Source organism: Flavobacterium sp. KACC 22761 (genome assembly GCF_034058155.1).
GTDB lineage: Bacteria > Bacteroidota > Bacteroidia > Flavobacteriales > Flavobacteriaceae > Flavobacterium.
Map to the genome: position 1 here is coordinate 1,262,157 of NZ_CP139148.1, position 22,658 is coordinate 1,284,814.

A 22,658-nucleotide genomic window follows, 5' to 3' on the forward strand; every position below is an offset into this window, starting at 1 on the left:
TTTCTTAAAATAGCAAAACATGAAAAACGCTCGGCTTAAAGCAATTTACAATGAAACTTTTTCTGGTTTAAAACTATTTTATAGAGATACCAATTTATCGGAACATTTAATTTCAAATTATAAAATCGGACAGATCATTCAGGAAAAAGGTTTTACTGATATGACTTCTCTTGGCGGAGGACTTTCTGGAAATTTCAGATATTTGATTGCAAGTTCTCATCCTAAAGATTTATCAAAATTCAATCCTGATTCGGGAAAAATTGGACATTTTCTTTTAGACTCGATTGCTTATTTTAAAGTATTGGATATTTACAAAATTGGAGATAAAACTCAAGTTTTTCTTTTGAATATTCCTGACAACTCTTTGACGCTTTTTAAAAATTCATCTTCAAATCTGGAAGAAGAAATCACAGAAAAGGCAAGAAAAAAATTCAGTTCTAAAATTGATTCCGAACTGATTCCAGAATTACAAACAGAAGATTGGAAAGAAAGAACTAAATCTCCTTTAGGAATGAATGATAATGGCGAACTATTTTTTGATGATTCGAAAATTAAAACTGAATCTCAAAAAAGAATTGATGTCGATGTTTCGAAGAAAATCATAGAAATCAAAAAAAAACCTTGGTGGAAATTTTGGTAATCTGACTTATGAAAAAACTGCTAAAATATTTTCTCCTTTTTGCTTTTATTTCATGTCAAAACAAACCGTTTGAAATTAGTTTTGACACCTATAATGATTATAAAAAAGAAACAAATTTAAGATTAACGGGTTGGTTCCCCAATATCATCAAATCAGATTCTTACAATCTAAAAAGCGCTTCTCACCTTGGTACTTGCAACTTTGTAAAATTCAAGTACTCAAACAATAAGAGTTACGATTCCTTATTCTTGAACAGCACAAAAGTTTCACTACTTTCATTTCAAAAAAAAATAAAAAAATACGACGAACTAAAACCAAATTGGTTTCCAAATTATAATGAAATAAATAACACCGATTTTGAAATTATAAAAACCGACAGGTATGATATTGCAAGAAAGAAATCTACGCATGAAATTTTCTGCTTCTGTGAAAATTAAACTTTTAAGAATAGAATAAAACATTAAAAACAACCCCAAATAATGACTGAAAATTTTATTGCTTTTAAGAATTTCCAAACTCGGATCCAAGCTAAAGAAGTTGAAATATTATTAAATAATAACAACATCAAAACAGTTCTAGCAGATAATATTGCGCCTGTCGATATAACTTTTTCAGGAAGCACCTTACAAAATCAATATGAAATAAAAATTGATCCAGCTGATTTTGCTAAAGCTCAAGAAATTTTAGAAAAAGACACCGAAAACCTTCTAAACCAAGTTGACAAGGATTACTATCTTTTAAGTTTTTCGGATGAAGAATTATACGATGTTCTTTTAAAATCGGACGAATGGAATGTTTTTGATTATAAATTGGCACAAAAACTTTTGACAGAAAGAGGCAAAAATATTGATTCTGAAATGTTGGCATCTTTAAAAAAAGAACGTTTACAAACTTTAGCAAAACCAGAAGAACCTCAAAAATCATGGATTACTGCTGGTTATATATTTTCTCTTTTAGGTGGTTTCCTTGGAATCATTATTGGATATCTTCTTTGGACTTCTAAAAAAACATTACCAAACGGCGAGCGCATTTATTCTTATAATGAGAACGATCGAAAACATGGAAAAACCATTTTTATTCTTGGAACGATAATTTTTCCATTAGTCCTCTTAATTAAAATTCTCAATGCAGATTAATTTTAAGAATTTGAAATCACACATAAAACGTTTTCGTAACTAATTGTTATATAATCGTGAACCGTTAAGGTATTACAAGTTATTTCAGTATTTTTGTGTTTCTAAAAAAAACAAACCACATAATAAAATACAAATGGCTTTAAACACAACAAACCCAACTGGGACTGAGGCGTGGAAAAATCTACAAAACCACTATAACGAAATTCACGAAACTACGATACAGGAATTATTTCAGCAAGATAATGCACGTGCAGAAAAATTCAACTTGCAATGGAATGACTTTTTAGTTGACTATTCAAAAAACAATATTTCTGAAGAAACGCTTTCTCTTTTATTAGAATTGGCAAATTCTATCGGATTAAAAAATGCGATTGCTGATTATTTTGGAGGAGAATTAATCAACAAAACAGAAAATCGCGCGGTTTTGCACACGGCTTTGCGTGCACCTGAATCGGCAGTAATTAATGTTGACGGAGTAAATGTGATTCCAGAAGTTTATGAAGTAAAAAACAAAATCAAAAATTTCACTGAAGAAGTTATTTCTGGCCAAAGAAAAGGTTTTACAGGAAAAGCTTTTACTGATGTTGTAAATATCGGAATTGGAGGTTCAGATCTTGGTCCGGTTATGGCGGTTGAAGCTTTACAGTTTTACAAAAATCATTTGAATTTGCATTTCGTTTCAAATGTTGATGGTGATCACGTAAACGAAGTAATTAAAAAGTTAAATCCTGAAACTACTTTATTTTTAATTGTTTCTAAAACTTTTACTACTCAGGAAACATTATCAAATTCAGAAACTATTAAAGAATGGTTTTTGAAATCGGCTACTCAAGAAGATATTGCAAAACACTTCGTTGCAGTTTCTACAAATATTCAGAAAGTAACAGAATTCGGAATCAATCCAGACAACGTTTTCCCGATGTGGGATTGGGTTGGAGGAAGATTTTCTCTTTGGAGCGCCGTTGGTTTGAGTATTGCTTTGGCAATTGGTTTTGACAATTACAACCAATTATTAGTTGGAGCTCACGACATGGACAACCACTTCAAATCGGCAGAATTTGATGAAAACATTCCGGTAATTTTAGCTTTATTGAGCGTTTGGCACAATAATTTTTATGGTGCCGAAAGCGAAGCTTTGATTCCGTACACACAATATTTGTCAAAATTAGCTCCGTACTTGCAACAAGCAACAATGGAAAGCAATGGAAAAAGTGTTGGACGCGACGGAAAACCAGTAAATTACCAAACGGGAACCATTATTTGGGGAGAGCCAGGAACAAATTCACAACACGCTTTTTTCCAATTAATCCACCAAGGAACAAAAAGAATTCCGACAGATTTCATCGGATTTGTAAAACCACTTTACGGCAATGAAGATCACCATGATAAATTGATGTCAAACTTCTTCGCGCAAACCGAAGCTTTAATGAACGGAAAAACTCCAGCACAAGTTCAAGCTGAATTTGACAAACAAGGACTTTCAGCGGAAAAAGCATCTTATTTATTGCCTTTTAAAGTTTTCACCGGAAACAAACCAACCAATACAATTTTGATTGACAAACTTACTCCAAAAAGCTTGGGTTCATTAATTGCGTTGTACGAACACAAAATTTTCGTTCAGGGAATCATCTGGAACATCTTCAGTTTTGACCAGTGGGGAGTTGAATTAGGAAAACAGTTAGCAAATTCAATCTTAGATGAAATAAATTCCAAAACTGTTAAGACACACGACAGCTCAACAACATTTTTGCTGAATCACTTTTTGAAAAACAAATAATTTTCAAATTTCATAACAAACTGTAACGCCTTGATTTAATTAAAATTAAGGCGTTTTTTCGTATAAAAATGCTATAAAAAGCTCAAAACGCAACCCAATTTGCAAGTTTCCCGCTACACCATTGCGAAATTCATTGCCATTTTAACAAAAATCACTATTCAAAATTAAAAAAAGCGTTATTTTTTTTAATGAAAAAAGAAAAAATCATTTTAATGCGCAGCAGAAAACGTAAAACTAATTTTTCTTAACATTTTGATAACATTATCTGATTTTATTGTTATAATTTTGCCAAAAACAATAAACTAAATAACAAATGAAGAAAATGAAAAATTGGTTACTTACTGGACTATTTTTTATGATAGTTTCAACCGTATTTTCTCAAGGAAAAGTTACTGGTACAATTACCGACGGATCGGGTTCATTACCAGGAGCGAACGTAGCGATTAAAGGTACATCGACAGCTACTTCAACAGATTTTGATGGTAAATTTACCCTCAATGCATCAGGTTCAGGAGAAATTGTTGTATCTTTCTTAGGTTACGACAATAAAACTGTAAAATTTACAGTTGCAAATGGATCAACTACAAATTTGGGAGAGATTGTTTTAACATCTAGCTCTAACGAATTAAGCGAAATTGTAGTAAAAAGCAGTGTAATTGACGTTGCTAAAGACAGAAAAACTCCGGTTGCTGTTTCTACAATTAAAGCTGCTGAAATTCAAGAAAAATTAGGTTCTCAGGAATTTCCAGAGATCTTGAAAAGCACACCTTCTGTATATGCTTCAAAAGCAGGTGGTGGATATGGAGATTCAAGAATTGCGATTCGTGGATTCGACCAAAAAAATATTGCTGTAATGGTTAACGGAGTGCCAATCAATGACATGGAGAACAGTGCTGTTTTCTGGAGTAACTGGGCAGGTATCTCTGACGTAACTTCTGCAATGCAAGTACAAAGAGGTTTAGGAGCTTCAAAATTGGCTATTTCTTCTGTTGGAGGAACAATCAACATTGTTACAAAATCATCTGATGTTAAAGAAGGTGGAAATATTTCTTCTAGTTTTGGTAACAACAACTACTTAAAAACACAAGCTTCTTACAGTACAGGTTTAATGAAAAACGGACTTTCTGCTTCTGTATTATTCAGCAGAACTGCGGGTGACGGATATGTTGATGGTACTAAATTTGAAGGATATAACTACTTCATGGCTTTTGGATACAAAATCAATGACAAACATAGTTTAGAATTCACATTTACAGGAGCGCCACAATGGCACGATCAAAGATCTACTTCTCCTCTTTTAAGTGATTTCTTAAAATACGGAAGTGATGGTAAAACACCAAATATCAAATACAACTCTGATTGGGGTATGAGAAATGGTGAAGAATATAACTTGAAAACAAACTACTACCACAAACCTGTAATGTCTCTTAACTGGGATTACAACATCAACGAAACTACAAAATTCTCTACTGTAGTTTATGCTTCATGGGGTCGTGGAGGAGGAACTACTTCAAATGGTGGTATCAAAGGAAACAACCCTTACTCTACAAACAATGCTTTAAGAACTGCTGACGGAACAATCAATTTTGATTTGATTCAAAACTGGAACTCAGGAGTACCAACATCATTAGGTACAAGAACACAAACTAGTGGACAATACCAAAACAGCACTGCTACAGGAAGTGCAACAAATTTAAGCACAGGTATTACTCAAATCGCTTCAGTTAACTCACACAACTGGTACGGAACTGTTCTTAACTTAGACAAAAAACTTACTGATAACTTAACTTGGGATATCGGAGTTGAAGGAAGAATGTACAAAGGTATTCACTTCCAAAACTTAATTGATTTGTTTGGTGCTACTAATTACAAAGACACTGCAAACATCAACAACAACCCAGCTTATTTCAGCACAACTTATGCTCCAAGACCAAACGGTAACCCATTTGTTAGTACTGATTACCAAGAAAGAATCAACTATTGGAATGATAGTGAAGTAAACTACTATGGTGCATTTACACAATTAGAGTATTCTAAAGATAGCTTCACTGCATTCGTACAAGGAGCAATTTCTCAACAAGGATACAAAAGAATTGACCATTTCAAATATCTTGCTGGTACGCCACTTGCTGAGACAGATTTCAAAAACATCGTTGGTGGAGATGTTAAAGCTGGTGCAAACTACAACATTAATGAGCACCATAACGTTTACTTAAACACTGGTTTCTATTCTAAACAACCATTCTTTAATGCAGTTTTCCCTAACAATGCTTCTATCATCAATGATAACCTTGTTAATGAAAAAGTTAAAGCTGTTGAAGTTGGATACGGTTTCACATCTGGAATCTTCAATGCTAAATTTAACGGATACTACACTCAATGGAATGACAGATTTACACCTGGAACAGATCCTGACGCAGCTTCAAACCCTGGTGGATACTACACTTTCTCAGGAGTAAATGAAACACATACTGGAGTTGAGCTTGAAATGACTGCAAGAGTACTTGCTAAATTGAGACTTAACGGTATGATCTCTCTTGGAAACTGGAAATACGATGGTAATGCAACTAGTAATCGTTTTGATGCATCTAACAATCCTTTCCCAGGTGGAACTGCACAAACATTATACTTAGACGGAGTTAAAGTTGGAAACAACGCTCAAACTTCAGTTGCAGTTGGAGCAGCTTATGAAATCATAGATGGTTTAAATGTTGACGCTAACCTTAACTATTTTGAGAAATTATACGGAAACATTTCTCCAGTTAACTTCTTAAGCGCTACTAACAAAGGAGCATTAGAATTACCTGGTTACGCTACTACTGACGCTGGTGTTTCTTATAAATTCAGATTTGGAAAAGATAAAGGTCAAGCTTTTAACTTCCGATTCAACGTAAACAACCTTTTTGACAGAACATACATCAATGAGTCTTTCACAAACATCTTCGCTAGTGATGTTAAGCCAGGAACAACTCCTGCTAAAACTTACGAAGAGTTAGGAGAAACTTACAAAGGTCTTGCTACTGCAAACAAAGTTTATTTCGGATACGGAACAACTTGGAACTTTACTTTCCGTTATGAATTCTAAAATTTAGAATCTTAATAAATAATAAAAACGGCATTGACTTTTAGTTTAATGCCGTTTTTTTATACCCTTTTTTGTTATATTTGTTTTAAACAAAAAACACAATTTATGTATCATTTTCTACAAAAATTTCATTCTGGCTGGGCTTATTTGGCTTTATTGCTTCTGTTAGTTGCAGTTATAAATGCTTTGATAGGATTAAACGCTAAAAAAGAATTTACAGCCAAAGACCGCAAAATTTCATTATTTGCTCTTATTGGAACCCACACGCAATTATTAGTTGGCCTTATTCTTTATTTTGTCTCTCCGCTTGGGAAAGCTGCTTTTGGAGAAATGACTAACGCTGAGTTGAGACTTACCTCTCTTGAGCATCCACTAATCAACATCATTGCAATCACTTTAATCACTATTGGTTGGTCTAAACATAAAAAATTAGTAAACAACGAAGCAAAATTTAAAACCTTTGCTATTTTTTACGGTTTAGGATTATTGCTTATTTTAAGCAGAATTCCTTGGAACTTATGGTTCTAAAACAAAAAAGTCCTAATTTTGTAGGACTTTTTTTATAATGGCATATTATTTGTACAAACTCCCCAAGTCTGAAAAAAATAACCCATGAGAAACAAAAAAAACTTTATACTCACAATGCTTACGGCAATGTTTATATGTTGCTTTACCTACGTTATAAGCCAAACAAAGCCCGTTATTGAGCCAAAAACTCAAGACACTATAACAAAAACTGCAATAATCCCTTTACCAACAGACTCCGTCTTTACTGATAAAGGATTAAAATTAAAAGTTTACAAAAAAAACGCTCACGCCTCCTACTACGCTGATCGTTTTAATGGAAAAAAAACTGCCGACGGAAGTCGTTTCAGCAATAGCAAATATACCGCTGCTCACAAAAAACTTCCTTTTGGAACACGTGTCAAAGTAACCAATGAAGCTAACGGAAAATTTGTAATTGTAAAAATCACCGACCGTGGTCCATTTGTAAAAACTCGCGAAATAGATCTTTCTAAAAGAGCTTTTATGGAAATTACCAAAAGCAAAGGCGCCGGCGCCATGAAAGTGACAATCGAGACTATCATAGAATAAAAAAATCCCGCTTGAAGCGGGATTTTGTTTAAACAAACTTTCTAATGCTCATCACAATTCCGGTATGAATTCCTTCGTGGTAATTATTGAAATCCAAAGCGCCTTGTATATTTTTCAAGGTAAAACCTAAACTGGTTGTGTACTCATTGTAATTGACGAAAATATTTGCTTCAAAATCTTTCTCAACTTGCAATAATGTCGATGAAAGCAAACTTCTGATTTCATCAACTTCGGCTTGCGAGACGTCTCCTTCAGGCTTTGTTCCTTTTCTATATTTTGCAATAAACTCTTCTGAAACCAATGTTGGCAAGCCCGATAATTTGTAAATCAAAACTTGTTGTGACGACACACAATGCGCGATATTCCAAATCAAATTATTGCTAAATCCTTCTGGAATTTTATTCAATTGTTCTAATGAATGATTGTCTAAAACCTTCAAAAGAATCTCCCTAATGGTTTTTTGTACTTCAAAAACTGAATTCATATTTCTATTTTTTTTTCTAAAATTAGGCAATTTTAAGGTTCAAATGAATTTTCTTTGTATTCTAAACAAAATAGACAAAAAATGAACAAAATATATTATTTAGCTTCTTGTGACACTTGCCGCAAAATCATTAAAAGTTTGCCTGAAAACAATTTGGTTTTTCAAGATATTAGACAAAATCCGATAACGGAAGCAGAACTTGAAGAAATGCACCAACTTTCTGGAAGCTACGAAGCGCTATTCAGCAAAAAAGCACAATTGTACAAGTCAATGGATTTAAAAAACAAAAATCTGACAGAAGCTGAATTTAAAAAATACATCTTGGAACATTATACCTTCTTGAGTCGTCCGGTTTTTATTATTGACGGCAAAATTTACATTGGCAACAGTCAAAAAAATGTAGCGGAAGTAATAAAGGTTTTGAGCTAATTACGAAATTTTCTTAATACGACTGCTCGCGTGAGGGATAGAAGGAATCCGCCGCGGCGGAGCGGATAGCCCGGTCCCGATAAGATAAGTGGGCTAATCTTCTTTGCATATATGTACCCACTTATCTTATCGGGATCACGCCCAAATTATCTTTTACAACCAAGCAACTTCTTTTATAATTGAGAAATTCGCCAAAAAAAAGCATTAAAGAGCTTTTAAACATCACAGAATAGTATTTTACGTCATAAACAGAGCAAACTTTTAATTATCTTTGCGCCTTTATACTCAATTATATGATACATTCTATGACAGGGTTTGGCAAAGCTTCTTTGCAATTGCCTACAAAAAAAATTACGGTTGAAGTAAAATCTCTAAACAGCAAAGGCCTTGACTTGAATGTGCGAATGCCTTCTGTTTATCGCGAAATGGAATTAGGCTTAAGGACTTTGATTTCGACGAAACTTGAAAGAGGGAAAATTGATTTCGGCATTTATATTGAAAGTACTGCTGAACAGACTTCGACTAAAGTAAATGTTCCTGTCGTAAAAAACTATATCGCGCAATTAAGAGAAGTCTATGCCGACGCTGACGAAACTGAATTAATGAAAATGGCTGTTCGTATGCCAGATACCTTAAAAACAGAACGCGAGGAAATTGATGAAAATGACTGGGATCAAATTCAGATTACGATTGACGAAGCCTTGCAAAACATCTTAAGTTTTAGAAAAGATGAAGGCGAAGCTCTTGAAAAAGAATTCAATCTTCGAATTGCAAACATTCGCCAATACATGAACGATACTTTGGCATTGGATTCAGAACGTATTCAAGCAATAAAAGACCGTTTGCAAACGGCTATTTCAGAATTGCAGGTAAATGTTGATGAAAATCGTTTCGAGCAAGAATTAATCTATTATTTAGAGAAATTAGATATTACCGAAGAAAAAGTGCGTTTAACGAATCATTTGGACTATTTCCTGGAAACTTTAAACGGAACTGAAGCTAATGGACGTAAACTTGGTTTCATTACTCAGGAAATGGGCCGTGAAATCAATACAATGGGTTCAAAATCAAATCATGCTCAAATGCAGAAATTGGTTGTGATGATGAAGGATGAATTGGAGAAGATTAAGGAGCAGGTATTGAATGTTCTTTAAAAAGCTTTAAGCAAGAAAAACATAAAATCAGAGAGCTTAAAGCGTAATGCTTAAAGCCTAAAGCATACCACAATGAACAAAGGAAAATTAATTGTTTTTTCGGCACCTTCGGGATCAGGAAAAACAACTATCGTAAAACATTTATTAGGGAAAGAAGATTTAAACTTAGAATTTTCAATCTCTGCAGCTTCTCGTGCCCCACGCGGAGAAGAAGTCCACGGAAAAGATTACTATTTTATTTCGCTGGAACAATTCAAAAAACATATTAAAGCCGAAGAATTTTTAGAATGGGAAGAAGTGTATCGCGATAACTTCTACGGAACTTTAAAAACAGAAATTGAACGAATTTGGGCAATGGGGAAAAATGTCATTTTTGACATTGATGTTGCCGGCGGTCTTCGTATTAAACATAAATTTCCAGAACAAACTTTAGCGGTTTTTGTAAAACCACCAAGTGTTGACGAATTGAAACGCCGCCTAAAACAGCGTTCTACAGAAAGTGACGATAAAATTAATATGCGTATTGCAAAAGCTTCGGTTGAATTGGCAACTGCTCCTCAGTTTGATACTATTATTAAAAACTACGATTTAGACACTGCTAAAGAAGAGGCGTATCAATTAGTTAAAGAATTTGTTTCTAAATAGTGATTAGTCAAGAGTAATTAGTAAATAGCGCAAAAATGAGTGAAATAAGATCTTATAAAGATTTATTGATTTGGCAAAAAGGAATTAAAATTGTCTCTCTAATTTATCAATTAGTAAAATCATTCCCTCAAGAAGAATTATTTGCTTTAACTAGCCAGTTAAAAAGAGCTTCTGTTTCTATTCCTTCAAATATTGCAGAGGGCTATGGTAGAAATACGGATAAGTCTTTTAGCCATTTTTTAAACATTTCAAGAGGCTCATTATTCGAAATAGAAACTCAATTACTAATTGCAAATGATCTTGGTTTTATAACCAGTCAAACTCTTTACAAAGAAATTTTAAATCAAATTGAAGAAGAATCGAAAATGATTAATGCTTTTTCTAAAACGCTAAAAGACTAATCACTTTTTACTAATTACTAGTTACTTCAATTATGAAAATAGGTCTTTACTTCGGAACATATAACCCTATACACGTTGGTCATTTGATCATTGCCAATCACATGGCCGAGTTTGCAGATTTAGATCAGATTTGGATGGTCGTTACGCCTCATAATCCGTTGAAAAAGAAGGCAACTTTATTAGACGATCAACAGCGCCTTCAAATGGTTTTTCTGGCAACAGAAGATTATCCGAAAATAAAACCGTCGGATATTGAGTTTAAATTGCCTCAACCGAGTTATACCGTTATTACACTCGCACATTTACAAGAGAAATATCCAAATCATGAGTTTTCTTTAATTATGGGCGAAGACAATCTGAAAACGTTTCATAAATGGAGAAATTATGAAGTGATTCTCGAAAATCATGATATTTATGTTTATCCTAGAATTTCTGATGAACCGGAAAATGTCGAATTAAAATCGCATCCAAAAATTCATGTAATCGATGCGCCTATTGTGGAGATTTCTTCAACTTTTATTCGAAAAAGCATTAAGGAAGGAAAAAATATTCAGCCTTTGTTGCCACCGAAAGTTTGGGAATATATTGATCACAATAATTTTTATAAGAAATAAGATTATCAAATTTGAATTGCCTCCAGTTTTAACTGGAGGTTTTTTGTTTTTAAACCAAAATGGCTTTAGCCAAACATCGAATTTTGGCTAAAGCCGATTAAGACTTTCCTTTTCTCACCTCCAGTTAAAACTGGAGGCAATTCATTTCAAAAAAAAACCTTTGTGAAAGTTTTAGGACGAGACAAATTCACTAAACCACTCTGCACTGAAAGTGCAGAGGTTTGTTTGACGAGGGACTGAAAGTCCCTTTTTCTATTTCATTCAAGAATGAAATTTGAATCATCATCATTATCTTTCCTTCTATGATGCTCCAGATATTCATTTACCATTTCATCAGTTATATTTCCTGTACTCCAAACTCCATAACCACTTGCCCAAAAATGTTGTCCCCAGTAACGTGCGTGAAGTTCTGGAAACTCCATTTGCAATTTCCTTGAAGTACGACCTTTGAAACTTTTTAAAATTGAACTTACATTTTGCTTTGGCGCATACTCAATATGCATGTGAACGTGATCTGCGCTCACAACTCCTTTCAAAATTTCTATCCCTTCCGCTTCGCATATTTGTATCAAAAGTTCACGACAGCGCTTTTGGATATCACCTTTCAAAACCTTAAACCTATATTTCGTAACCCAAACAACATGACATGTTAATCTGCTTACTGTGTGCGAACCTTTTCTTAATTCTGTAGCCATAAATTAAAGATAAAGATTTTTTCGCATTACTAAAGTACTGCAATAAATTGCAGGGTTTTTAACCCAAATCTGAGACCAATAAAAAAGCCTGAATTAAAAATTCAGGCTTTATATTTTATGCTAATTCACAGTGACACTTTTCTTAGGACTTACAGTACAACTTCCTCCTCCTTTTGAAAGTGTTACATCGGCTTTTACTTCAAAAGTTCCTGCAGCAGTATAAGTATGTGATACCGCTCCGTTTGCGCTGGTTACAGTTTGAACTGGAGTTCCGTCACCAAAAGTCCATTTTACAGAAGTTACGGTATTGCTTCCGCTATATTGTATCGAGTAATTAATTATCTTAGAATTAGTTCCATCTGCTGAATGTTTTAGTTCAGTTAAAATCGAATCACCAAAACAATTTACTATTGCCTCATCTTCACTCTTACTACACGAATTGATCATAAAAAACATTATAGCAAACATCAAAACAGCTGTGATCTTTTTCGTAATTGGAAATTTTAGCGGTTTATACTATCAAAAATATTCATTTAAGAAACATAGTCAAAACAAAAGACAAGAATTTTCAGACTTTTTAATTCATTTGCTCTACAATCTATTCCCGAAAAACAATTTCAACTCTTTCTCAATTATATCAAAAATCGACTTTACACTATTGTTTTTTGGCGCTAATAAATACACAAATTCTTCAGGCACATGAAAGCTGTTCCAAACCAATTGTAGTTTATCTTCTTTAATCAATTTTCGCGCGTTACAATTCCATGTTGCAGCTATTCCTTCGTGTTTCGATAAAAGTCGAAGCATTTCAGACTCTGAAGGAATAATATAATTCGGAATCATCGATGGCCTCTTTTTATTAAAAGCATGAAGCCAAAATAATTTTATATGCGGAATACGAGCATCATGACTGTACCATTTCTGAGCATTCAGCCATTGTTCGATTTCGGCAAAATTGTCTGTTTTTAATCGGTGACGGAATTCTGTGATATCCAAACTTGTCGGTGCAACCAATATCAGTTTTATTTTACCAACAATTTCGTAAACGGTATCAAATGTGTCAAACCTTTTTGTTGTAATGGCAAAATCAAGTTTTTTAGCATCTACTAATGCAAAAAGCTCGTCGTTTTCGGCAAATGTAAAATCAATTAGATCAAATTTCGAAATCAAAAGATCGCCAACACAATCAAAAAGATGCTTTGAAATTCCAACTGATATTAATCTATTGGCATCTTCAGCTTTTGTCCGGAAGCTAGTTTCCACATTTTCAAGACGTTCAAGAGCGTCTATAATCAAATTATTCAGTAACTTAGCATATTCTGTTGGTTCAACGCCTTTTGACTTCCTGATAAACAATTTATTTCCAACATGAGCTTCAAGCATAGAAATTTGCTGACTAACGGCAGGCTGGCTCATAAATAACTCTTTAGCGGCGACTGAAAAATTTCCGTTTTTATAAACCGCTTTAAATGTTCTGTACCATTCTAAATTGACCATGACATAAATTTATTTATAACAAACATAGTTTATTTTATTTTTACTGATATCATCTAAGCCGTAAATTTGTCAAAAATTTAATCTTATGAAGAAAATAGCATTACTCGCAATAATTGCATTTATAGCTGTAAGCACATCGGCTTTCGCTCAAAAATCAAATAAAAAAAGTATGAAAAAAGTATTATTTGTTGTGACCAGCAATGATAAACTGGGCAACACAGGAGAAAAAACAGGATTCTGGTCTGAAGAATTTGCCGCACCATATTACGAATTATTAGATCAAGGCGTTGAAATTACAATCGCATCTCCGCTTGGAGGACAGCCGCCAATTGATCCAAAAAGTGCTGATCCATCATCAGCAACAGAAGACACTAAACGTTTTGACGCCGACAAAGTATTACAAGAAAAATTAAAACACACGTTGAAGCTTTCGACCGTTAATCAAAAAGATTACGATGCAGTATTTTATCCTGGCGGACACGGCCCACTTTGGGATTTAGTTCAGGATCAAAATTCAATCGCATTGATTGAATCATTTTACACGCATAACAAACCTGTAGCTTTTGTTTGTCATGCTCCTGCAGTTTTGAAAAACGTAAAAGTAAACGGTCAATATTTAGTGAAAGGCAAAAAAATCACAGGTTTTACTAATGAAGAAGAAGAAGCTGTTGGCTTGACAAAAGTAGTTCCGTTTTTATTGGAAGATGCTTTAGCTTCAAACGGAGGAATTTTTTCTAAAGGACCAAATTGGCAACCTTATGCCGTTGAAGACGGACTTTTGATTACAGGACAAAATCCAGCATCTTCTAAATTAGTGGCTGGAAAATTATTACAGAAATTGAATTAAAAGATGCTAAGTTGCTAAGATTCTAAGGGACTAAGCCTTTCTTTTAGCAACTTAAATTTTATCAAATAATTGAAAAAATAAAATTAACTCGATGCTGGGATCCTGAGAATGCAAAGCAAAAAACTTAGCCCCTTAGAATCTTAGCATCTTAGAACCTTAAAAAAAATGCTAAACTTTGAATTATACAATCCGACGAATTTAATCTTCGGAAAAGGACAAATTGAAAAACTTTCGACTTTAGTGCCAAAAGATGCTAAAATTCTATTGGCTTACGGAGGTGGAAGTATTTTTAAAAACGGAATTTACGATCAAGTTATCCAAAATTTAAAAGGTTTTGAAATCGTAGAATTTGGTGGAATTGAGCCAAATCCAAGATTTGAAACTTTGATGAAAGCCGTTGATGTGATCAAAGCAGAAAAAATTGACTTTATTCTTGCTGTTGGCGGAGGTTCTGTTATTGACGGAGTGAAATTTATTTCAGCAGCAGTAAATTTTGAAGGAAACCCAATTGATATTCTTCAAAAAAGAATTTTAATTAAAGAAAATGCAATGCCATTTGGAACTGTTTTAACTTTACCAGCAACGGGAAGCGAAATGAATTCTGGATACGTTGTAACGATTGAAGCAACTCAAGAAAAATTAGCTTCTGGCGGAAGTGCTTTATTTCCAAAATTCTCTATTTGCGATCCAACTGTAATTGCTTCTTTACCAAAAAGACAAATTCAAAATGGTGTTGTAGATGCATACACCCATGTAATGGAGCAATATTTGACTTATCCGCACGAAGGTTTTCTTCAAGATAGAATTGCCGAAGGTATTTTACAAACACTAATTCAAGTTGGTCCAGGCGTTGTAGAAAACCCAACCGATTATACTTTGGCTTCTAATTTTATGTGGAGCTGTACTATGGCCTTAAACGGATTAATCCAAAAAGGTGTTCCTAGCGACTGGGCAACGCACATGATTGGCCACGAATTGACAGCGCTTTATGAAATTGACCACGCAAGAACTCTTGCTATTATTGGCCCAAGCTTATACAAAGTTATGTTTGAAACCAAAAAAGGAAAACTAGCGCAATACGGAAGAAGAATCTTCAACTTAACCGGTTCAGATGACGAAGTGGCGAAAGAAGCCATCAACAAAACAGTTGAATTTTTCCACACAATGGGAATGGATACCAAACTTTCGCAATACACAAACGACTATTCAAACACAGCAGATTTCATTGTAAATCGTTTTGAAGAAAGAGGCTGGAAAGGTCTAGGCGAAAATCAATTGGTAACTCTAGACAAAGTAAAATCAATTGTTGAACTGAGTTATTAATATATAAATTCCAAAACAAAAAAATCCAAATTCCAATGGGCTCAAGACTGGAATTTGGATTTTTTTATTGGAATTTTATAAAAAAGGCGTTCTTAAAATCTTAGGAACGCCTTTTCACAATACTAAAACAAAACTAACTAACTCAATTTTTATTAAATTCATTAAAATTCTAATTTATAATCACTTACAACGTAAGGCTTGTTATTTTATTGTGTGCAATGCAAAATATTTTTTTATTTCTTTTTCTAACTTCCTGAAAACCGCTGTTTTTAAGGGAGTTTTGCAAATTTCTTAAATGAGGTTTTGCTTTATTAGCACATTATTAAGTACTTTTGTTTTAAATTATTAAAATAATGAGCGAAAATTTGAAATTTGCAGTAATTGGAGGAGGAAGCTGGGCAACGGCAATTGCAAAAATGTTGTGCGTTAATCAATCTGAAATTGCGTGGTATATGCGTAATGACGCTGCAATAGAGCACATTCAGAAATACAAACACAACCCAAACTATTTAAGTTCAGTCGAATTTGACACCAAAAAACTTAAATTGACCAACAATATCAACGAAGCAATTGAATATGCCGATTATTTGATCTTCGCTATCCCGTCTGCTTTTTTAGATGCCGAAATGAAAAACATGACCGTTTCTTTGTCAGACAAAATTATTTTCTCGGCAATCAAAGGAATCGTTCCCGAAACTAGCTTAATTGTTGGAGAGCATTTCCACATTCAATACGATATTCCTTATTACAATATTGGCGTAATTACAGGACCTTGTCATGCTGAAGAAGTAGCAATGGAAAGGCTTTCTTACTTAACAATTGCTTGTGGCGATCCAGAAAAAGCTTGCAATGTTGCCAAATCTCTTTCTGGAAACTACATCAAAGCAAAAATCTCAGACGATATTATCGGAACTGAATATGCGGCAATGCTGAAAAACATTTACTCTATTGCTGCCGGAATTGCTCATGGTTTAGGTTATGGAGACAACTTCCAGTCGGTTTTAATGAGTAATGCGATTCGTGAAATGAAGAAATTCATCAGAAAAGTGCATAAAATGAAACGTAACATCAATGATTCGGCTTATTTGGGCGATTTATTAGTTACTGGATATTCCGTTTTCTCAAGAAACAGAATGTTCGGAAATATGATTGGAAAAGGATATACAGTAAAAAGCGCCATGATGGAAATGAGCATGGTTGCCGAAGGATATTACGCAACAAAAAGTGCTTACAAACTAAATCAGGGTTACGGTGCAAAAACGCCAATTATCGATGCTGTTTATGCTGTTTTGTACGAAGGCAAAGACGCGAAAACGGTTTTCAAGAAATTGACGGAGTCTTTGGATTAGATCAAGTAAGTATTAAGAACGAAGTATTAAGAACGAAGTATTAAGAACGAAGTATTAAGTATTAAGAACGCACTTTATATAAATAAAAAGAGTCAAGACAATTAATATTCTTGACTCTTTTTTTTCGCGACAAACTCAAGTCTTAATACTTAATTCTTTTGTCTTAATTCTTTTGTCTTAATTCTATTTTCTTTACTTCACCATAATCCCTTCAACAAACAAAATCGGCACTTCTTCCGTTTTGTTTTCGTCAAGCGAATTGGCTTTAAAAATAAACTTCTTATCATACAAAGTATTTCCGATGAAGAAAGTCACCATAAACTCATTATTAAGCGCCAAAAGGCTTTTTTCAACCAATTCTATCTTTACAACAGAAACCGAAGGAACTTCAACAAAAGCATGACGCAGGATTGAAGTTTTTTTCATTTCGCCATCAATCGTTCCAAACGCTTTTGAAACCACCATTACGCTGTCTAAGTTAAAATCGCTGTCATTAACTAAATAAGCGTACCACACTTTTTCCATAAAATCGTCACTCCATTCCTGCACAGCCGCAAGAAATACGTTTTCAACTTCTGGAATTATTATATCTTTTTTCATAATCTTAGTGATTAGTAAAAAGTAAATAGTGATTAGAAAGAAAGCTCTTTACTAATCACTATTTACTATGTAACTTTTTTTTAAATATTTGATTTAAACTGCTCTAAGAAACGAACATCGTTTTCATAAAACATTCTGATATCGCCAATTTGGTATAAAAGCATTGCAATACGCTCTACTCCCATTCCGAAAGCGAATCCGTTGTATTCATCTGGATTGATATCGCAATTTTTAAGAACATTAGGATCTACCATGCCGCAACCTCCAATTTCCAGCCAGCCAGTTCCTTTTGTAATTCTATAATCCGTTTCTGTTTTTAATCCCCAATAAATATCAATCTCAGCACTTGGTTCTGTAAATGGGAAATAAGATGGACGAAGACGAATCTTAGATTTTCCGAACATTTCTTTTGTAAAATAAAGCAATGTTTGTTTTAAATCGGCGAAGGAAACATCTTTGTCAATGTATAATCCTTCCACTTGATGGAAAATACAGTGCGAACGAGAAGAAATCGCTTCATTACGGAAAACACGTCCCGGAGAAATCGTACGAATTGGCGGTTTGTGATTTTCCATATAACGCACCTGAACTGATGATGTATGCGTACGCAACAACACGTCAGGATTCGTTTGAATGAAAAATGTATCCTGCATATCACGCGCCGGATGATATTCTGGCAAATTCAATGCAGTAAAGTTATGCCAATCGTCTTCAATTTCTGGACCTTCAGAAACATTGAATCCGATATTAGCAAAAATATCTATAATCTGATTTTTAACAATCGAAATTGGGTGACGAGATCCCACAATTACTGGCTCTGCAGCGCGAGTCAAATCACCAAAAGCACCTTTAACCTCTTCTTTGCTTTCAAGCTCTTCCTGAATAACTCTAACTTTTTCTTCAGCAACAGCTTTTAAAGTATTGATTACTTGCCCAAAATCCTTTTTCTGGTCGTTTGGAATATTTTTAAATTCAGTAAAAAGTTCTTTTAATAACCCCTTACTTCCTAAATATTTAATTCGGAATTGTTCTAAAGATTCTTTGTTTTTGTCATTAAAGGCTTTGGCTTCCTCTATGTGTTGTTTTATCTTATCTATCATTTTCCTTCAATAATTGAGAATACAAATTTAGCATTTTTAGTTTAAAGTGTGCAGTCACGCTAGTAGTTTTCGATTTTCTGCTAAATAATTCCATAAACTGCAATTAAAACTTCAAATAATGCTATTCAATCAGCTTTCTTTCTAAAAAATAACTTACAATTGCTTCTTTCATCAACACAGATTGCTCTCCCGCTTTTAACGGTGGTAGTTGTTCTTTTACTTTGTAATGAGGCCATCCTTCTTCGTCAAAATATTCGAATTCGTAAAATCCGTATGGCTCTAACAATCGGCAGATTGCAATATGCATTAAGTTCAGTTTTTCGTCTTTTTTGTATTGTCGGTGCACTTTTCCATATTCCTGAACTCCAATAAGGTAAATTATGGCATCTAAATCCAAATCTTCGCCTTGCGAAAATTGATTTGAAAGTATATCTACGAGCTTTTCCCATCGCTCTTTTAGTTGTGTATCTCTGGACATTTTAATTTATGATTTTAGATTTTAGATTTTAGATTGCTGATTTAAAAATCTAAAATTAGAGTTGCAAAGATACGTACTTCAAAATCAATGCGCTTAAAAAATGAGTTCTCAAAACATAAAAAACCTTTGAGCCTTTGCAACTATGTCACTTTGAACCTTGAAAAAAGATATATCTTTGCGCCTCATTTAACACAAAACCAAAACATGAGTTTTTTTGATATTATTGTTGGCGCGCTTTTAGGATATAGTTTGTATAAAGGAATTAAAAACGGACTTTTTGTAGAAGTTGCTTCTTTTGTTTCTTTGTTATTGGGAATTTATCTGGCGATTAAATTTTCGTCGTTTATGACGGGAATGATATCAAAACATGTTTCTTGGAATCCCACAAATATTCAGATTACGGCTTTTATTCTGACTTTTATTCTAGTTGTAATTGGTGTTTATTTTTTAGCTAAAATCTTGACCGGAATCGCTGATTTTGCGATGTTGGGTTGGATGAATAAACTTGGTGGCGGTTTTTTCAGAGTTTTAAAAACCATTTTGATCTTGAGCATTTTTATTGCTTTGTTCGAAAAAATAAACTTCAACAATACTTTCGCAAAACAAGAAACTTTAGACAAATCGATTTTCTACAATCCAGTAAAAAAAGTTGCGGCTTTTGTATATCCGTCGATTGAAAAATGGTACGATTCTTTCAAAAAAGATCAAGCAAAAAAGCCTGAAAATTCAGAAACTGAAAAAGAATAATATCGTTGTCAGGCTGAGCGAAGTTGAAGCCTCTTAACATAGATAGAGCCTTCGACTACGCTCAGGATGACAATCGTTTTCAAAACAACATTTTTAATTACCAGTTTATTTGTTTGCTTTCACCCTTTTTCAAAACAATTTCTTGTTTTTTATCTCCAAAAATCAAAGTTGTTTTTCCTCCAATTTTAGAAGAAACTATTAGTTTTTGAATGATTTTATTGCTCCAAGTCATTTCGATTTCAAATCCTCCTCTTGCGCAAATTCCTTTTACAGAGCCTTCTTCCCAAGCATCTGGCAAAGCAGGAAGCAAACGAATTTCATTTTCATCAGATTGAACTAACATTTCGGCAACTGCAGCTGTACCACCAAAATTTCCGTCAATTTGAAATGGCGGATGCGCATCGAATAAATTAGGATATGTTCCTCCTCCTCTTCTTGGTTTCTCATTTTTCTTTTTGTCTGGATCAACGTAGCGCAATAATTCGCGATACATTTTATACGCACGATTTCCGTCCCAAAGTCTTGCCCAAAGATTGATTCTCCAGCCTTTTGACCAACCTGTTGTTTCGTCACCTTTTATTTCCAGTGTTTTTCTTGAAGCTTCGGCTAAATCTGGTGTTTTTAATGGCGTAATATGATTTCCTGGAAAAAGTCCGAATAAATGCGATTGATGACGGTGTTTTGGTTCGTTGTCATCCCAATCAAAATACCATTCTTGAAGATTTCCTTTTTTCCCAATTTGATAGGGATGAAATTTCTCAAGCGCTTTTTCTAATTTTTCTCTAAAAGCAGCATCTGTATTCAACACTTTTGAAGCTTTTATGGTTTTGTCAAAACATTCACGAATCATGGCCAAATCGGCAGTTCCTCCATATAAAGTAGCACCGACAAAACCATCTGCCAATTTATATTGATTTTCGGGCGAAGTGGATGGCGATGTTATTAAATTTCCGTTTTTATCGGTTACCAGCCAGCCCAAGCAAAATTCTGCCGCGCCTTTCATCAAAGGATAGCCTTCTTTTTTTAAATAATCTTTGTCTTGCGTAAATGTATAATGCTCCCAAATATGCGTACTCAGCCAAGCGCCCGCAATTGGCCAGCATGCCCACATTGGTTCTTCTTTTCCAAATTGCCCAACCGGATTGGTCATTGCCCAAATATCTGAGTTATGAGCAGCCGCCCAGCCTTGATTTATTCCATAAAAAGTCTTTGCCGTCACTTTTCCGGTTACCGAAAGATTTTTTATAAAACTTAAAAGAGGCAAATGCATTTCTGAAAGATTGGTGTTTTCGGCCAACCAATAGTTTTCCTCCAAATTGATATTCATCGTATAATTACTACTCCAAGGCGGATTCAGATACGGATTCCAAAGTCCTTGAAGATTTGCCGGAACGCCAATTGTTCGAGAAGAACTGATCAATAAATAACGCCCAAAATTGAAATACAGAATTTCTAGATTTTTATCTTCTTTCCCATCAGCGTAGCGCAATAAACGTTCGTCTGTTGGCAAATCTGGCGCTGTTGTTTTTCCAAGATCTAAATCGACACGATTGAAGAATTTTTGATAATCGCCAATATGAGATTCCTTTAATTTGTCGAATGATTTTGCATACGCTTTATTCAAATTTTGCAATGCATTTGTAATATCGTCTAAACCTTCGGTTGCCGGATTTTTGTCAAAACCATTAAAACTAGTTGCAACAGAAACAAAAATAATAGCTTCTGTAGCATCTTTTAAAGTCAAAGCTTCTCTGGAACTTGTAATTTTTCCGTCTGTTTTTTTGATTTGGACCAAAGTCGTAAATTTTGTTCCTCTTTCTTTTATGTTTAGATATTTTGGCAAAACAGTATATCCCTTATTTTCGTGAATTGGCGCAGCACCTGTCATTACCAAAATATTGCCTTTCGCTTCAACATTTGATTGCAAAAGGCTTTTTAAATTAACATCAAAATTCAAAGCGCCTTTTTGATCGGCCGTTAATTTGATGATCATAATTTGGTCTGGCGATGAGACAAAATATTCACGTGTATATTTTATGCCGGCCATTTCGTAGCTAACTTTTGAAATTGCATTAGAAAGATCGAGTTCACGATGGTAATTTACTGCTTTTCCTTTTTCTGAATTATTGATTTCTAAAGTTCCTAAAGGCGCATACGATTCAGAGTTTTTACCTTGAACTTTTTTATTTAATTCTTCTGCGAGTTTATAGTTTTCATTTTTTAAAGCTTCGCGAATTGCCGGTATGTTTTTATAAGCTTCTGGACTCATATTGGCATTTACAGGTTCGCCTGACCAAAGTGTAATGTCATTCAAATCAATTTTATCTGAATTTGCGCCACCATAAATTGTCGCACCCATTTTTCCGTTTCCTAAAACCAAACTTTCTTCAAAAAATTCGGCGGGTTGATTATACCATAAAACATGTTTCGATTGTGCCGAAATATTTATCCCGTAAAACATGAGAAGTAAAATGAAAACTATTTTTTTTATGAAGTCTGAATTCATGATTCGCATTTTGGTTTTAAGTGTAGTTTATACAATATTAATCATTCCTGAGGAAT

24 protein-coding genes are annotated in these 22,658 nt (G+C 34.0%); 16 read left to right on the forward strand and 8 right to left on the reverse strand.

The window, feature by feature from the left end; genetic code table 11:
- Window positions 1-19: 19 nt before the first annotated feature.
- The 7 genes from SCB73_RS05635 (at window position 20) to SCB73_RS05665 (ending at window position 7,733) form a co-directional block, all read left to right on the forward strand.
- Window positions 20-640 (forward strand): hypothetical protein, encoded by a 621-nt coding sequence (locus SCB73_RS05635; RefSeq protein ID WP_320569115.1) that lies wholly within the window; start codon window positions 20-22, stop codon window positions 638-640.
- 8 nt (window positions 641-648) lie between these two features.
- Window positions 649-1,077, forward strand: coding sequence for a hypothetical protein (locus SCB73_RS05640; protein WP_320569116.1), 429 nt, complete (start codon window positions 649-651; stop codon window positions 1,075-1,077).
- Between the two features lie 42 nt (window positions 1,078-1,119).
- A complete protein-coding gene (locus SCB73_RS05645; protein ID WP_320569117.1) occupies window positions 1,120-1,776 on the forward strand; it encodes a hypothetical protein in 657 nt (218 codons plus the stop codon).
- A 133-nt stretch (window positions 1,777-1,909) separates the two neighbouring features.
- Complete coding sequence (gene pgi, locus SCB73_RS05650) at window positions 1,910-3,553, forward strand: glucose-6-phosphate isomerase (RefSeq protein ID WP_320569118.1); 1,644 nt, start codon at window positions 1,910-1,912, stop codon at window positions 3,551-3,553.
- A 322-nt stretch (window positions 3,554-3,875) separates the two neighbouring features.
- A complete protein-coding gene (locus tag SCB73_RS05655) occupies window positions 3,876-6,638 on the forward strand; it encodes a TonB-dependent receptor (RefSeq protein WP_320569119.1) in 2,763 nt (920 codons plus the stop codon).
- Window positions 6,639-6,743: 105 nt separating this feature from the next.
- Window positions 6,744-7,166, forward strand: coding sequence for a hypothetical protein (locus SCB73_RS05660; protein WP_320569120.1), 423 nt, complete (start codon window positions 6,744-6,746; stop codon window positions 7,164-7,166).
- A gap of 84 nt (window positions 7,167-7,250) precedes the next feature.
- Window positions 7,251-7,733, forward strand: coding sequence for a septal ring lytic transglycosylase RlpA family protein (locus SCB73_RS05665; RefSeq protein ID WP_320569121.1), 483 nt, complete (start codon window positions 7,251-7,253; stop codon window positions 7,731-7,733).
- A gap of 28 nt (window positions 7,734-7,761) precedes the next feature.
- Here SCB73_RS05665 and SCB73_RS05670 read toward each other — a convergent pair whose 3' ends face one another.
- Complete coding sequence (locus tag SCB73_RS05670; RefSeq protein WP_320569122.1) at window positions 7,762-8,217, reverse strand: DinB family protein; 456 nt, start codon at window positions 8,215-8,217, stop codon at window positions 7,762-7,764.
- Window positions 8,218-8,298: 81 nt separating this feature from the next.
- Here SCB73_RS05670 and SCB73_RS05675 point away from each other — a divergent pair, with 81 nt between their 5' ends.
- The 5 genes from SCB73_RS05675 (at window position 8,299) to nadD (ending at window position 11,460) form a co-directional block, all read left to right on the forward strand.
- Entirely contained in the window at window positions 8,299-8,646 is a 348-nt protein-coding gene (locus SCB73_RS05675) for an arsenate reductase family protein (RefSeq protein WP_320569123.1), read from the forward strand.
- A gap of 293 nt (window positions 8,647-8,939) precedes the next feature.
- Window positions 8,940-9,800, forward strand: coding sequence for a YicC/YloC family endoribonuclease (locus SCB73_RS05680; protein ID WP_320569124.1), 861 nt, complete (start codon window positions 8,940-8,942; stop codon window positions 9,798-9,800).
- Between the two features lie 72 nt (window positions 9,801-9,872).
- On the forward strand, window positions 9,873-10,445 hold the full coding sequence (gene gmk / locus SCB73_RS05685) for a guanylate kinase (RefSeq protein ID WP_320569125.1): 573 nt from the start codon (window positions 9,873-9,875) through the stop codon (window positions 10,443-10,445).
- 35 nt (window positions 10,446-10,480) lie between these two features.
- Complete coding sequence (locus SCB73_RS05690) at window positions 10,481-10,846, forward strand: four helix bundle protein (protein ID WP_320569126.1); 366 nt, start codon at window positions 10,481-10,483, stop codon at window positions 10,844-10,846.
- A gap of 32 nt (window positions 10,847-10,878) precedes the next feature.
- Window positions 10,879-11,460: a nicotinate (nicotinamide) nucleotide adenylyltransferase gene (nadD, locus tag SCB73_RS05695; RefSeq protein ID WP_320569127.1), complete on the forward strand. Its 582-nt coding sequence runs from the start codon at window positions 10,879-10,881 to the stop codon at window positions 11,458-11,460.
- A 257-nt stretch (window positions 11,461-11,717) separates the two neighbouring features.
- Here nadD and tnpA read toward each other — a convergent pair whose 3' ends face one another.
- From tnpA to SCB73_RS05710, 3 genes are all read right to left on the reverse strand, one after another.
- Window positions 11,718-12,155 carry an IS200/IS605 family transposase gene (gene tnpA, locus SCB73_RS05700; protein ID WP_320566631.1) on the reverse strand — a complete coding sequence of 146 codons (438 nt, stop codon included), beginning with the start codon at window positions 12,153-12,155 and terminating at the stop codon, window positions 11,718-11,720.
- Between the two features lie 120 nt (window positions 12,156-12,275).
- Window positions 12,276-12,602 carry a PKD domain-containing protein gene (locus SCB73_RS05705; RefSeq protein ID WP_320569128.1) on the reverse strand — a complete coding sequence of 109 codons (327 nt, stop codon included), beginning with the start codon at window positions 12,600-12,602 and terminating at the stop codon, window positions 12,276-12,278.
- A 144-nt stretch (window positions 12,603-12,746) separates the two neighbouring features.
- Window positions 12,747-13,652 carry a LysR family transcriptional regulator gene (locus SCB73_RS05710; RefSeq protein WP_320569129.1) on the reverse strand — a complete coding sequence of 302 codons (906 nt, stop codon included), beginning with the start codon at window positions 13,650-13,652 and terminating at the stop codon, window positions 12,747-12,749.
- 85 nt (window positions 13,653-13,737) lie between these two features.
- Between SCB73_RS05710 and SCB73_RS05715 the strand changes: the two genes are divergently transcribed.
- The 3 genes from SCB73_RS05715 to SCB73_RS05725 all read left to right on the forward strand — a co-directional run bounded on the left by SCB73_RS05715 (window position 13,738) and on the right by SCB73_RS05725 (window position 17,171).
- Window positions 13,738-14,499 (forward strand): type 1 glutamine amidotransferase domain-containing protein, encoded by a 762-nt coding sequence (locus SCB73_RS05715; protein WP_320569130.1) that lies wholly within the window; start codon window positions 13,738-13,740, stop codon window positions 14,497-14,499.
- Between the two features lie 165 nt (window positions 14,500-14,664).
- Entirely contained in the window at window positions 14,665-15,822 is a 1,158-nt protein-coding gene (locus SCB73_RS05720; protein ID WP_320569131.1) for an iron-containing alcohol dehydrogenase, read from the forward strand.
- 353 nt (window positions 15,823-16,175) lie between these two features.
- Window positions 16,176-17,171, forward strand: a complete 996-nt coding sequence (locus tag SCB73_RS05725; protein ID WP_320569132.1) for an NAD(P)H-dependent glycerol-3-phosphate dehydrogenase — start codon at window positions 16,176-16,178, stop codon at window positions 17,169-17,171.
- Between the two features lie 192 nt (window positions 17,172-17,363).
- Here the strand turns inward: SCB73_RS05725 and SCB73_RS05730 are convergent, their stop codons facing one another.
- The 3 genes from SCB73_RS05730 to SCB73_RS05740 form a co-directional block, all read right to left on the reverse strand.
- Window positions 17,364-17,771 (reverse strand): hypothetical protein, encoded by a 408-nt coding sequence (locus SCB73_RS05730; RefSeq protein WP_111287353.1) that lies wholly within the window; start codon window positions 17,769-17,771, stop codon window positions 17,364-17,366.
- A gap of 80 nt (window positions 17,772-17,851) precedes the next feature.
- Window positions 17,852-18,871, reverse strand: coding sequence for a phenylalanine--tRNA ligase subunit alpha (gene pheS, locus SCB73_RS05735; protein ID WP_320569133.1), 1,020 nt, complete (start codon window positions 18,869-18,871; stop codon window positions 17,852-17,854).
- Window positions 18,872-18,992: 121 nt separating this feature from the next.
- On the reverse strand, window positions 18,993-19,349 hold the full coding sequence (locus SCB73_RS05740; RefSeq protein WP_320569134.1) for a hypothetical protein: 357 nt from the start codon (window positions 19,347-19,349) through the stop codon (window positions 18,993-18,995).
- A 204-nt stretch (window positions 19,350-19,553) separates the two neighbouring features.
- Between SCB73_RS05740 and SCB73_RS05745 the strand changes: the two genes are divergently transcribed.
- Entirely contained in the window at window positions 19,554-20,096 is a 543-nt protein-coding gene (locus tag SCB73_RS05745) for a CvpA family protein (protein WP_320569135.1), read from the forward strand.
- A 97-nt stretch (window positions 20,097-20,193) separates the two neighbouring features.
- On the opposite strand, the gene SCB73_RS05750 is transcribed toward SCB73_RS05745, so the two are convergent.
- Window positions 20,194-22,602, reverse strand: coding sequence for a glycoside hydrolase family 95 protein (locus SCB73_RS05750; RefSeq protein WP_320569136.1), 2,409 nt, complete (start codon window positions 22,600-22,602; stop codon window positions 20,194-20,196).
- Window positions 22,603-22,658: the final 56 nt, after the last annotated feature.